Genomic DNA, 12411 nt, shown 5'->3' on the forward strand with positions numbered 1-12411 from the left:
AGTGTTCTGCCTGTTTTTGTGTTTTATGTTTGCACCATAATCATACAAAAATAAACTACAATGAAAACAATCAGAAAAATCTCAGCCGTAAGCTTATTGTGTTTAACTCTTTTTACCGTAGTGACAATGTCCTGCACTGAAGAAAATGAACCTCCCACGGTCCAGGAGGTACAAAACAGAAACCACCAGACAGCCAAAACCCAATTCATAACTGTTAAAGGAAATGCTATTGCGTACCGTGTTTTAGGAAAAGAAGATGGTATTCCATTAGTGTTGCTGCCAGGTCTTGGAGGTTCCATGGATGACTGGGATCCTGCCGTAACGGATGGATTGTCAAAAAAATATAAAGTCATCATTTTTGACAATAAAGGAGTAGCTTCCTCAAAAGGAACAACTCCTAATACAGTGCAGATTATGGCTGATGATGCCGTAGACTTTATCAAAGCACTGAATTTGAGCAAAGTGAATATTATGGGGTTTTCTATGGGAGGGTTTATTGCACAGAGAATTGTACTGACTTATCCATCGCTGATCAATAAAGTGATTTTAACCGGAACAGGACCGCAAGGAGCAATCGGATTGTCCAATTTGCCTAATATTGTGGCTGGAACAGCAGGATTAAGCCCTGAAGCTTCATTTTTGAAATTTGGATTTACAGAATCTGCTCAAAGTATTGCAGAAGGAAAAGCTTCTTTTGCAAGAATCCAGCTGCGTACCACAGACAGAGACCTACCGTTAAGTGATACTGCTTCCAACGCACAATTTACTGCAGTACTGAGCTGGGCTCAACCCAACCCTGATGCGCTTACAGAAATAGAAAAGATCAAAAATCCTGTACTGATTGTTCATGGTGAAAATGATCTTCCGGTATCTGTTCAGAATGCTAAAAATATGGCTCAGCATTTAGATCATGCAGAACTGGTTGTATTTCCGGATTCCGGACATGCTTCTTTTTACCAGTACCATGATACATTTGTAAGCAAAGCCATTGAATTTCTGGCGAAATAAGACAGACTTTTAACAATTAGGACAAAAACCTCGCTGCTTGGTCAGTGAGGTTTTATTTTTGATCATTAAGTTGTTTAAATTTTACAAAACCACAAAAGTTTTCATTTGAAAATACTTCAGTTCACCTAAGTAAGTTTAAAATGATTCCGAGGAAAAGTTCACACACGATGAAAAATCAAGGGTTTTATAAGATTTAGAGTACCTATGATGCATAAAGCTTGGTTCTAAAAAGTTTAAGTGGTTAAACTTTAGCTGAATTTTTTCAAAGCTTCCTCACTTACAGGAGTAAAAAAGTTAATCATATTTCCATCCGGATCACAGAACAGGAGAGACCTGTTTCCCCATGGCATCGTTGTCGGCTCCTGGATAATTTCAGACGCTATAGCTTTTATTCTTTCATATTCTTTATCTACATTGTCAACCATAAATTCAATAATGGTTGATTTTGTACCTGTGAAGTCTGTCAGGTCTTCTGAGAACATCTTCATCGTCCGGGTACTTCCGATTGCAATTGTAACGGAACCGGCAGAAAGTTCAGCGAAGTCTTCAGTATACCATCGGCTCGTCACTCCAATGGCCTGTTCATAAAATTCTACTGCTGCTTTGATGTTTTTGCTGATGAGTCTTAGTGAGGTAAGTTTCATAAGAGTATTTATTTGTTAAACAATTTTAAACAAAGGTAACAGATACTTATGACAACAGGCTGTCAGCAGATGCGGACTGTAATTATTTTTAATTAAATTTGATTGCACCAAAATAGTAACCTATGAAAATCAAAGTATTACTTTTTATTTTCTTTTTCCTAAGCCATACCTTTTATGGCTGCAGTATGTTTAAAATGACCCACAAAGGAAAGACGATTGTTGGAAATAATGAAGACTGGGTGAGCCCGAACGCTGAGATCTGGTTTGAGCCGAAAATACAGGATCAATATGGGGTAGCTTATGTTGGGTTTATCAATCGGTTTCCTCAGGGAGCAATGAATGAAGCAGGGTTGGTTTTTGATGGATTTGCCACTCCTGAAATACCTGTCCCCAAACAGGAAGGAAAAATTCAGAAACCTGTGCGGGATATTGTACACTATGTGATGGGCAATTTTAGTACTGTTCAGCAGGTAAAAGAGTATCTGTCTACGATAGATATGAGTTTTCTGACTTCCAGTGTGATGATGTTTGTAGATAAAACAGGAGCATATTTACTTGTAGAAGGAGGAGCTTTAGTGTTGGGAAATCAGGAATACTATATTCAGTCAAATTTTAATCCCACTAAAAATACAGTGGAAGAGGATAAGAAAAAGCTGGACTATTATATGAAAGGAGTTAATTTTCTGAAAACCAATCAACCCAATGGAACTCCTGCTTTTTGTTCATCCGTAATGGATCAGATGCATGTGAAAGATACACAGTATACCAATATTTATAATTTGAACAAAGGAACGATACAGCTTTTCCTTCATCATGATTTCTCTAATTCGGTCGAAATTAACCTTGAAAAGGAATTGGAAAAAGGAGTACACTCTTATATGATGGCAGATCTTTTTCCAGCTTCTTCAGAAGGCGTAATATTTTATAAAAAATATAATGATGCTGACAATCCGGAGGGCTATCTTAAAGATATCTGGGCAAAAGAAACAGCTGGCAAAACCAAAGAAGAAATTGAGAAATACAAATCTACCTCCGGATTGGCATGGCTCAGCAATTATATAGGATATGAATGGATGAGGGACAAGAAGCAAGTACCTGCAGCGGTCAAGATCTTTACTTTTGCTACAGAAATTTATCCTGAAAATGCCAATTTATTCGACAGTTTGGGAGAGGCTTACTGGAACGCAAAAGATTATAAATCAGCTATTGTCAACTATGGTAAATCACTATCGCTTAATCCTGAAAATCTGGATGCGATTGATAGGCTTGTGAAAATAAAACAGGAGGTAGAAAAGGCTGGAAATAAGAATTAATAAAAATTAGCAATATGAATTAACCGTTTAAAATTGATGATCTGTATTTTTCTCCCTTCAGATCTGATCAGTTTTTCCTGCTTAAAATCATTGATAATGCGGGCTAAAGTCTCTCTGGCAGTTCCTACCATATTGGCAAGATCCACACGGGAGAGAGAAATGAATACATCTTGGTCGGAAGCATCATTTGATTTATACTTATCATGAAGGATCAGCAAACTGAGCGCAACCCTTTCTCGCACTGTACGATGAGATAAAACGGCGATAAGATTGGCCATTACACTGAATTCATGACTTAAAGACTTTAGCAGCAGCCTTGAAAGCACAGATGACTGGCTCAGAATATCCAGAAAACTGTCTTTAGAAATAAATGAAATAACAGAATTCTCCAGTGTTGAAGTGGTGTCTCCATACGATTCATTACTCAGAATGGCAGAGTATCCGAAAAACTCACCGGAACTGTAAATATAAATAATCTGTTCTCTTCCGTCATTATCAACCTTGTATTTCTTTATTTTTCCTTCATTTAGGTAGTAAACGCCGTTGGGTTTGGTCCCGTCAGTAAACACGGGTTCATTTTTACGGTAGTTTTTGGTTTTCATAGCGCCTGTAAGCAGATTTTTATCATACTCAGGGAGTTCGTCAAAAAGATACTGATTATTAAAAATAAATTTTGAGATCATAATTTTTTATACAGACTATTGAATCCGGGCTCGGTTTTTAACTTAAATCACATTTTAAACAGACCTACATCACAAGTTTTTTTTCCTGAACGAATTACTTTTACAAAAGTAATGAAATTGATTCTGAAATAAGAATCAGAGCATTTCAGAGGGATCTAAGGATGCTATTGCAGATCTTTCATTGATTACTAAACACAGTAGGAGGGATATTGTAAACCTATAAGAACACTGGATAAATATTTAAGCGGACATGTTTTTCACAGTTTGACACTGACATTTCTAATTATTTTTTTTTACTTATTTATTTTATCCAGCTGTTTTTTTAAAAAGTAATGCATAGGCTTTACAGAGATTAAAAATGTTCAGGCACAGAGGGAAAAACAGAACTTATTTTCACAATCTTAAACTGGCATCAGCACTTTCATTTGTTGCCGGGATTGTGAATATTGTGGGAGTATTGTCTGTGAAAGTTCTTACTACTAATATAACAGGACATTTTGCTTTCTTTTCTGAGAAAGTTCTTCTGGATGACTACGGCGGTGCTCTTACTTATTTTGTTTTCATTCTATGTTTTCTGGGAGGAGCGTTCTGTTCAAGCTTTATGGTTGAATTTTCTTCCGGACGGAGGATGTTCCGTCCGCATCTTATTCCTTTAGTCACCGAAATTCTGCTTTTGGGTTTTGTAGGGATATCAGGAGAAGAATCATTAAAAATCTCAGTATCTCCTTATACAGTTGCCGGTATTTTACTTTTTGCAATGGGAGTTCAGAATTCACTGGTGACAAGAGTATCACAGTCTGTCGTGAGAACGACTCACCTTACGGGGCTGTTTACTGATCTGGGAATAGAACTTTCAAAACTGTTTTTCAAGGAAAGAAAAAATGAACAGAGTCAGCTTAGGAAGAATATCGCTCTGAAACTGGTGATTATTGCCTGCTTTTTTTCAGGATGTATCATTGGTGGTTTTAGTTATAGCATGATTCGTTTAAAAACACTGATACTAACTGCAGGCCTGCTGTTCTGTGTGATCCGGTATGATAAACTTCTCTACAGGTATTATGCCCTGAAAAGGAAGTTGAGATAAAGCTGAAAATAAAAAAGGATATTCCGGAAATTGGAATATCCTTTTTTTAATTATGGTGTAACAGGCTGAATTACAAAAGTCTTTGTTTCTGTGGTATGAGCCGAAAAATATCCCAATGCCCCGTTGCTGATATTACTTGGAGGGTTGGTTGGGGTAACGGTTCCGCCATTGCCGCCAGAAATCTGAAGTAAAGCGCTGTAATAGGTAAATATATTGGTATCGATACATTGCATTTCTACATGGATCTTGTCTCCTGCCACTACTTCATGGTCCCTGCCTTTATTATCGTCATTAGGAAGAATCAGGGGCTGCTGGTTGGGTAATCCGTTATTTACATTGTCTGAAAAGGTATTCATATATTTTTTAGTAAGATCATTGATTGTAAAACTAAAAAGATAACGGTTCCCTAATGGCGTTGGATCTGTGAAAAGAGGCAGAAGGGTATAGGTAGTCTTATCACCAAATTTGAAGGAGCTCTGCTGCAGTCCTTCAAAATAAACCTCTTCAGGCATTTTACTCTCTGCAGTATATTGTTTTCCTTCAGCCTGTACCTTCAGGGTATAAGTTCTTCCGGGGGTTCCCACAAAAGTAGTGGTTTGGTACATTCCGCTTCCTGCATAATGAAGAATTTCGGTCTGTCCCGTATTATCGCTTAAAATAACCTGGGCTCCTGTAACGGCCGGATATTGATTAGGTTCTGAAAAATCGACTGATTTTGTAATTTTTACGGTATAAGGACCAGACTGGTTGGTTACATTCCCTTCAATGACAATATTTCCGCTCTGGTCATTCAGATCCAGATCGATCTCCTTTTCACAAGAGCTTAATATAAAGACAGATAATATGATATAAAATGTATTTTTCATGATTTAGAATTTGAAATTATAAGTGATGTTAGGTACCCATCGGAATAAAGAAGTCTGCATAGCGCGTGTTGTTCCGGGACGGTCAGGATTGTCTTCAAAGTTAATGGTATAGGCATTTTCACGGCCATACAGGTTATAAATACCGAAGGTCCAGGACCCACGGAAACGTTTATTGGAACTGGGTTCATAGGTGGCACTTAAATCCATCCTGTGATAAGCCGGCATTCTGTCTGCATTTCTGTTGCTGTATTGGAAGACGGTCTGTCCGTTCAGCTCATATTTTCCGGTAGGGAAGGTCACTGCATTTCCTGTGCTGTACACAAACAATCCCGAGAAAGTCCATTTGGGATTAAGCTGATAAGTGGCAACAATGGAAAGATCATGAGTCTTATCCATTCTGGCATTATACCATTCATTGTTATTGATTCCGTTGATCTTTCTTTCCGTTTTAGAAAGAGTATAGGAGATCCACCCTGTAAGCTTTCCACTTTTCTTTTTGGCAATAAGTTCCAGGCCATAGGCTCTTCCTTTTCCAAACAAGAGCTCACTTTCTACATCGGCTCCGGTGTCAAAGCCAATCTGGGCTCCGTTTTTGAAGTCGATCTGATTTTTCATGTCTTTATAGTAAACTTCAGCATTCACTTCATAATTATTATTCTTGAAATTCCTGCTATAGCCAAGGCTGATCTGATCCGCAATTTCCGGTTTTACCGTATAGCTGCTTCCAATCCACTGATCGGTAGGGTTTCCACTGTTGCTGTTGCTCAGGAGGTGAAGATTCTGGGTATTTCTGGAATATCCCCCTTTCACACTGCTGACTTCATTGATCCGGTAATTGGCGCTGATACGCGGTTCAAGATTCACATAGGTTTTCCCGAATTTTCCCTTCTCTAAGAATTTACTGTCGGTAAGCACCCCATTCTCATAGGTATTGAATGTGTCACCTCCCAATACACTGAACATAGAAAGTCTTGCTCCATAATTGATGGTCAGTTTTTCCGTTGCCTTATAATCATCATTGATGTAAACCGCATTTTCCCACGAATATCTCGGGTTTCTTGCAAAACTGCTCACTGTAGTACCGGAAGCACTGCTCGGGGTAAGTGTATGATAAATAGACTGCAGACCGAATTTTACAGAGTGTTTGTTTCCTGCAAACCAGGTAAAGTCCTGCTTAAGGTTCCAGTCACGGATTTTTGAATTTAAGTCAAATACGGTATCATCATTTTTCAGACTGATTTTATAATCGTAATTGCTGTAGATGAAAGATGTATTGGAAAACAATTTACTGCTGATAATACTGTTCCATCTCAATGTTGCTGTAGTATTTCCCCAGTCTGTATTGAAAGTATCTCCCAGCCCCAAAACATCTCTTCCGAAATATCCGGAAAGGTAAATACGGTTGTTTTCATTGATCTGGTAGTTGGCCTTCAGGTTAAGATCATAAAAGTACAGCTTATTGTCTTTATAGTCTTTACTGGTCTTAAGGAACAAATCTGCATATGTTCTTCTTCCTGAAACAATGAATGAAGATTTTTCTTTCTGGATAGGACCTTCTACACTCAGTCTGCTGCTGATCAGGCCGATTCCTCCGTTGACATTATAATCTTTATTGTTTCCGTCTTTCATTTTGACATCGAGTACGGAGGACAGTCGGCCTCCATATTGGGCAGGGCTGTTTCCTTTAATAATGCTGGCATCTTTCAGGGCATCACTGTTGAAGGTGCTGAAAAAGCCAAGAAGGTGAGAGGCATTGTAAACAGGCGCTTCATCCAATAATATCAGGTTTTGGTCGGTAGCACCGCCTCTTACACTGAATCCGCTGCTTCCTTCACCATTACTTTTAATACCTGGGAGAAGCTGTATGGTTTTCATAACATCCTTTTCTCCAAAAAGGACAGGAAGTTTTTCTATATTTTTAATATTTAATGTCTCTGCTCCCATTTGAGCAGATGTTAGGTTTTTATCCTTTTTTATAGCGGTTACAACTACTTCGTCTATGGCTTTTGTAACTTCTTCCTGCGGAACAAGAGGAAGGTCAAGCTTTATATTCTGATCTACTTTGATCTGCTGTTCAAAATCTTTGTATCCGGGATTTGAAATAATGATGGTATAGTTGCCTTCAGGCAGTGAAAGTGAATAGAAGCCATACTCATTGGCAACCACGTTGATGGAAGGGGCTTCACTTACTTTTACAGAAACTCCGATGAGCAGTTCTCCGTTTTTTTTGTCTTTCACGGTTCCGCTTACAGAATAGGTTTGCTGGGCCATTGCCACCGTGCTGAAGCAGAGTGCAGCAGTGGCAGCGGTAATTTTTAAAAAGGATGTTTGCATTAGTTTATTTTAAAGTAGTAGATCTCCTGTATATGAATTAATGTTTTGGTGATGTACGATTAGTTGAATGAATATGGGGGTTCGTTACATGTAAAGGTTTAATTATGAAATAAATCCATTGAAAAACAAGGTTTGCAGAAAATGTAAGAGCAAGGATACAATAAGATTGTTACATAAAAGGTAATATTATGCAGTGTATATTGATTTTTATGTTTACTTTTCACTGGTTATGTTAAAAATTACATTATTAACGGGATTTAGATGGATTTTATTACTGTTTGCTGTGAAAGTTCCCGCTTAATGGTATTTAAGCCCAGGAATTAACTTTCTACTTTATAAACCATTCTTATGGATTTCTGATCAAAATATTAGTCTTATATTGGACGGGAATTAAGTGGAAGAATATGGAAAATCTGAAAATTTGGCTAAAGAAAAATGGTTCTGCTACAGTACTTACAGTGTTGTTTATTGTCATATTTGTGAATAAAGATGCAAAGGCATGGCTGATGAGACAGGTTGCTTCCACCGGAATTCTCAATTCCACTATATCAGCATCAAAAGAAACACAAGAGATCTCAACAAAAGCTTCCTACGCTGGTTTTATATTGAAAAATGAAGATGGACCTATTATAGACCCTTCTGCTTTACAGAATAAAGTCATCTTCATTAACTTTTGGGCCTCATGGTGCCCACCCTGCAGGGCAGAATTTCCGTCTGTCCAGAAATTGTATGATCGGTACAAAAACAATCCGGATATGATATTTCTTACGGTGAATCTTGATGATAATGTTGCTTCAGGAAAATCTTATTTAAAGGAAAAAGGCTTCACAGTTCCTTTTATCGTTCCGGCTGGCAATATTCCAGGTGTGCTTTACAGTGGATCATTACCTACAACTGTTGTATTGGATAAAAAAGGAGAAATCCGTTTGCATCATAAAGGACTTGCCGATTACAGTAAAGATTCATTTTATAGACAGATTGAAGAACTGCTGAAAGAAAAGCCTTAATTTAATTTAATGATGACATTCTTTAGGCTATATGCTCCTGCAGAAATAGAAACTGAAATTCTGAGAGAAAAATAATTCTACAGAATTTCCCGAAGGCCATAATATATCCTTTCTCTGAAAGATTCAGGGTTATAAGCAACAGAAATGTCTCGCTGAAAAAAGAGTACTTTTACAAAATAAGAAATTGAACATGCATGACCAGTTAAGGACTCATATCGAAAAAATACTCCCCCTAAATGATGATGAATTTGAATTCATATCATCCTGTTTTACGCATAAGAAATATAAAAAACATCAGTTTCTGGTACAGGAAGGAGAAGCAGCTTCCTATAATTATTTCGTTCTGAAAGGCCTTCTGAAGCTGGTTTACTCTGATGAAACCGGAAAAGAGCACATTGTCGGATTTGCCATGGAAGATTGGTGGGAAACAGATTTTCCAGCTTACTATCTGGAAACTTTGGCGACAATGTCACTGGAATGCATAGAAGATACAGAGGTATTGTGCCTTAATCTTGGCGATTATAAAAGACTCTGTACCCAACTTCCAAAACTGGAACATTTCTTTCTTGAAAAAGCCTATAGGGGATTCATTTCTGCCCAGCAACGTACCATTTCCATGATGACCGTCGGAATAAAGGAACGATATGAACAGCTTTTGGAAAAATATCCCTCCCTTGTTCAGAGGGTTCCGAAGTCTCTCCTGGCAGCTTACTTAGGGGTTTCAAGAGAAACGCTGAGCCGTTTGCCTCTGTAAATATTGATAAAGCTCACAGCATAATCGTGATCTCGGTCACGGAAATTTACAGTATCTGTTATGCAATTTTGTCCTGTAACCTATAACAAATTCAAGACAATGGAAAAAAGAACAGTCAACCCATGGAAATGGCAGGATGGAAGAAGTTATTCTCAGGCTGTAGAAGTTAAAAATGTTGAAAGTACTTTATACTGCTCCGGACAGGCAGCGGTTGATCCTGACGGGACCTCCAGTAATAAAGATATGAAATCTCAGCTGGAACAGGCTATTGCCAATCTGGAAGAAGTAATCACCTCAGCAGGATATGAATGTGAAGGTATTGTCAGATTAAATGTCTATACAACTTCAGCAGAAGAACTCTGGCCTTATTTTCCTGTTCTTCAGGAATGGATTGCCAGGCACAGCATCCGTCAGGCATTAACAATGCTGGAAGTAAAAGGTTTATTTGAAACGTTAAAAATTGAACTGGAGGCAACCGTGGTCAAATAGATTATCATTGAAAATTAAAAGAAACCTTCTTATATATTAAGGAGGTTTTTTTGTCTTGTTAGAAAATATTATCTGAAAGATTGATAAATCTGATTTTTTCAAAAAAAATACAGGTTTTATATAAGAATAACAATCTTATGAATATAAATAAAAATTCCTAAATAGCTATGCTCATTATATAATCTGTGAATGAAATGCTGATAATGAAAATTGAGTTCATTGAAAAATTAACAATTATTTTTTATGAAACCTAGTTCCCTTTTGTGTGAAATTTATTATATTTGTTTTAATATAAAGTGATTATTTAAGTCAAATATTTAATTTTATCGTAATAATCTTAGCTTTATGTTTCAAAAATCATTTTAATATTAATCGGAAATTATTTATTATGAAACGTAAACTCATCTATTTTTTATTTCTTTTGACGGGAAATTGTATTTTCGTGAGTGCTCAGGTAGGTATTCAGACTTCCAATCCACAGGGCGTTTTCAATATTGATGCAGCCAAAGACAATCCGGCTACAGGAACACCTTCAGCGGCACAACAGGCCAATGATGTAGCTGTTACTGCCGCTGGAAACATGGGAATCGGTACTACTGTTCCTACGAATAAGCTTCATATCAATGGAACCGATCCGTTGCGAGTACAGGGGCTTTCTGCAGGAAATACCACTACAGATCCTCTGCTGGTAGTGGATGCGACTGGTGTTGTTAAAAGTATCGGTACATTAGGCGCTTTATCTATTCCAAATCCTGCGGTTTTCAGGCTGGAAACTGCACAGGCCAATTTCTTGCAGGCACAAGGTGCAGGCGGATCACAGGTAGTCCCTATGTCTGTGGTTAAAAATACCATTCCCGGCATGAGCTTTAACGCAGGAACAAGTACTATTACATTTCCTGCAGGAACTTATCAGATGACTTTTGTGTATGAAGCAACTCATAATGTAACAGGATGTACTATCAGCTCATATTTTATAGATTTCCCTCTTAACACAGGTTCTACCCGAATTCACAGTACGGCTTCACACTCAGAAGGAGCCCTTTCCAATCACGGAGGTACCATAACCTATGCTACCACTGTTCCAGCCAACAGAACATGGACGATAACTCTTGGAAGAGGCCAATCCGGTAACTGTGGAGGAGCAGGAATGAGTCTGGCTGCAACCTCAACCCAATTACTTGTTTTCCGTATCGGAGATTAATTCCTTTATAGTTCCCATATCAGGCATTATTCTTTCAGCAAAAATTCTAATAACACAAATACTGAAACACCGGCTTACGCTGGTGTTTACTGTTGTATGAAATAGTGCCTGCTGTCCATTTAAATGATCATTAAAATAAAGATTCCTTATATTTATACAGATAATCAATACTCATTACAAGGATGAATATTCAACTTTTTTCAAAAAATGCTTTAGTAGGCGGAGCCACTCAGGGAATTGGAGCAGGAGTTGCCATAGAACTTGCAAAATGCGGAGCCAGTGTAACCGTAATGTCACGCAATGAAGAAAAACTGAAAGCCTTTGTTTCTTCACTGCCGGTAATTAATCCGGAACAGGAACATGAATATCTGGTGGCTGACTTTTCAGACTTTGAAAATTATAAAAAAATTATAACAGGATATTTTAACGACCATTCGGTAGACATTCTTGTTAATAATACAAACGGTCCGGAGCCGGGTTTAGCACTTGATAAAACCCCGGATGATTATCAGAAAGCATTTGATCTTCTTTTTAAAACGGTTTGCGAAACAACTTTATTGGCTTTACCTCATATGATCCGACAGAAAAATGGCCGCATTATCAATGTTTCATCTTTGTCAGTAAAAGAACCGATCGGGAATCTGGCATTGTCCAATTCGATCCGTTCTGCAGTAATCGCCTGGGCAAAAACTCTTTCCAATGAGATTGCACAGCATAATATCACAGTAAATAATGTTTTAACAGGATATTTCGATACTGAAAGAATTCAGAAGCTGGTGGCCCATGAAGCCCTGCAAACCGGTGTTTCTGCAGAAGAAATAAAAAAAGCAAGAGAAAATAAGATTCCCATGAAAAGATTCGGACAGCCGGAAGAATATGGTCATCTTGTAGCTTTTCTGGCCTCAGAATATTCAAATTATCTTACCGGAACAAGCATTCCTTTGGATGGAGGATTGAATAATACCTATTAAAAACGACTATTTAAGAAGCCAATAAGTTTCTTAACCACAGAAAAGTTCACATAAGGC

Annotated in this window: 12 protein-coding genes; 8 read left to right on the plus strand and 4 right to left on the minus strand. The window is 37.8% G+C overall.

Translation table 11 applies throughout. The features are described 5' to 3' along the window. Window positions 1-60 precede the first annotated feature (60 nt). Window positions 61-1008, plus strand: coding sequence for an alpha/beta fold hydrolase (locus tag CRS_RS00760; protein WP_142722193.1), 948 nt, complete (start codon window positions 61-63; stop codon window positions 1006-1008). A gap of 248 nt (window positions 1009-1256) precedes the next feature. Here the strand turns inward: CRS_RS00760 and CRS_RS00765 are convergent, their stop codons facing one another. Further along, window positions 1257-1652, minus strand: coding sequence for a VOC family protein (locus CRS_RS00765; protein WP_142722194.1), 396 nt, complete (start codon window positions 1650-1652; stop codon window positions 1257-1259). A gap of 122 nt (window positions 1653-1774) precedes the next feature. On the opposite strand from CRS_RS00765, the gene CRS_RS00770 reads away from it, so the two are divergent. Then, on the plus strand, window positions 1775-2965 hold the full coding sequence (locus tag CRS_RS00770; protein WP_142722195.1) for a hypothetical protein: 1191 nt from the start codon (window positions 1775-1777) through the stop codon (window positions 2963-2965). Here CRS_RS00770 and CRS_RS00775 read toward each other — a convergent pair. Continuing rightward, the gene (locus CRS_RS00775; RefSeq protein ID WP_142722196.1) at window positions 2962-3648 is read right to left on the minus strand and encodes a Crp/Fnr family transcriptional regulator; all 687 of its coding nucleotides are present in this window, start codon (window positions 3646-3648) and stop codon (window positions 2962-2964) included. The genes CRS_RS00770 and CRS_RS00775 overlap by 4 nt on opposite strands. Window positions 3649-4006: 358 nt before the next feature. Here CRS_RS00775 and CRS_RS00780 point away from each other — a divergent pair, with 358 nt between their 5' ends. Continuing rightward, window positions 4007-4732, plus strand: coding sequence for a YoaK family protein (locus CRS_RS00780; protein WP_142722197.1), 726 nt, complete (start codon window positions 4007-4009; stop codon window positions 4730-4732). 50 nt (window positions 4733-4782) lie between these two features. Here CRS_RS00780 and CRS_RS00785 read toward each other — a convergent pair whose 3' ends face one another. Both CRS_RS00785 and CRS_RS00790 read right to left on the minus strand, forming a co-directional pair. Further along, complete coding sequence (locus tag CRS_RS00785; RefSeq protein ID WP_142722198.1) at window positions 4783-5598, minus strand: DUF4249 domain-containing protein; 816 nt, start codon at window positions 5596-5598, stop codon at window positions 4783-4785. A 3-nt stretch (window positions 5599-5601) separates the two neighbouring features. Beyond that, window positions 5602-7932 (minus strand): TonB-dependent receptor, encoded by a 2331-nt coding sequence (locus CRS_RS00790; protein WP_142722199.1) that lies wholly within the window; start codon window positions 7930-7932, stop codon window positions 5602-5604. A gap of 404 nt (window positions 7933-8336) precedes the next feature. On the opposite strand from CRS_RS00790, the gene CRS_RS00795 reads away from it, so the two are divergent. The 5 genes from CRS_RS00795 to CRS_RS00815 all read left to right on the plus strand — a co-directional run bounded on the left by CRS_RS00795 (window position 8337) and on the right by CRS_RS00815 (window position 12354). Then, window positions 8337-8939, plus strand: a complete 603-nt coding sequence (locus CRS_RS00795; protein ID WP_142722200.1) for a TlpA disulfide reductase family protein — start codon at window positions 8337-8339, stop codon at window positions 8937-8939. Window positions 8940-9129: 190 nt separating this feature from the next. Continuing rightward, window positions 9130-9693 (plus strand): Crp/Fnr family transcriptional regulator, encoded by a 564-nt coding sequence (locus CRS_RS00800; RefSeq protein ID WP_142722201.1) that lies wholly within the window; start codon window positions 9130-9132, stop codon window positions 9691-9693. 99 nt (window positions 9694-9792) lie between these two features. Then, window positions 9793-10182, plus strand: coding sequence for a RidA family protein (locus CRS_RS00805; RefSeq protein WP_142722202.1), 390 nt, complete (start codon window positions 9793-9795; stop codon window positions 10180-10182). Window positions 10183-10570: 388 nt separating this feature from the next. After that, window positions 10571-11383, plus strand: coding sequence for a hypothetical protein (locus CRS_RS00810; protein WP_142722203.1), 813 nt, complete (start codon window positions 10571-10573; stop codon window positions 11381-11383). Between the two features lie 182 nt (window positions 11384-11565). Continuing rightward, window positions 11566-12354: an SDR family oxidoreductase gene (locus tag CRS_RS00815; protein ID WP_142722204.1), complete on the plus strand. Its 789-nt coding sequence runs from the start codon at window positions 11566-11568 to the stop codon at window positions 12352-12354. Window positions 12355-12411: the final 57 nt, after the last annotated feature.

Source organism: Chryseobacterium sp. ON_d1 (assembly GCF_006829085.1).
Classification (GTDB): Bacteria; Bacteroidota; Bacteroidia; order Flavobacteriales; family Weeksellaceae; genus Chryseobacterium.

Coding starts and splice junctions, on each gene's coding strand:
- CRS_RS00805 (WP_142722202.1), top strand. CDS start 9,793: ATGGAAAAAAGAACAGTCAACCCATGGAAATGGCAGGATGGAAGAAGT.
- CRS_RS00810 (WP_142722203.1), top strand. CDS start 10,571: ATGAAACGTAAACTCATCTATTTTTTATTTCTTTTGACGGGAAATTGT.
- CRS_RS00790 (WP_142722199.1), bottom strand. CDS start 7,932: ATGCAAACATCCTTTTTAAAAATTACCGCTGCCACTGCTGCACTCTGC.
- CRS_RS00800 (WP_142722201.1), top strand. CDS start 9,130: ATGCATGACCAGTTAAGGACTCATATCGAAAAAATACTCCCCCTAAAT.
- CRS_RS00795 (WP_142722200.1), top strand. CDS start 8,337: ATGGAAAATCTGAAAATTTGGCTAAAGAAAAATGGTTCTGCTACAGTA.
- CRS_RS00765 (WP_142722194.1), bottom strand. CDS start 1,652: ATGAAACTTACCTCACTAAGACTCATCAGCAAAAACATCAAAGCAGCA.
- CRS_RS00785 (WP_142722198.1), bottom strand. CDS start 5,598: ATGAAAAATACATTTTATATCATATTATCTGTCTTTATATTAAGCTCT.
- CRS_RS00815 (WP_142722204.1), top strand. CDS start 11,566: ATGAATATTCAACTTTTTTCAAAAAATGCTTTAGTAGGCGGAGCCACT.
- CRS_RS00770 (WP_142722195.1), top strand. CDS start 1,775: ATGAAAATCAAAGTATTACTTTTTATTTTCTTTTTCCTAAGCCATACC.
- CRS_RS00775 (WP_142722196.1), bottom strand. CDS start 3,648: ATGATCTCAAAATTTATTTTTAATAATCAGTATCTTTTTGACGAACTC.
- CRS_RS00760 (WP_142722193.1), top strand. CDS start 61: ATGAAAACAATCAGAAAAATCTCAGCCGTAAGCTTATTGTGTTTAACT.
- CRS_RS00780 (WP_142722197.1), top strand. CDS start 4,007: ATGTTCAGGCACAGAGGGAAAAACAGAACTTATTTTCACAATCTTAAA.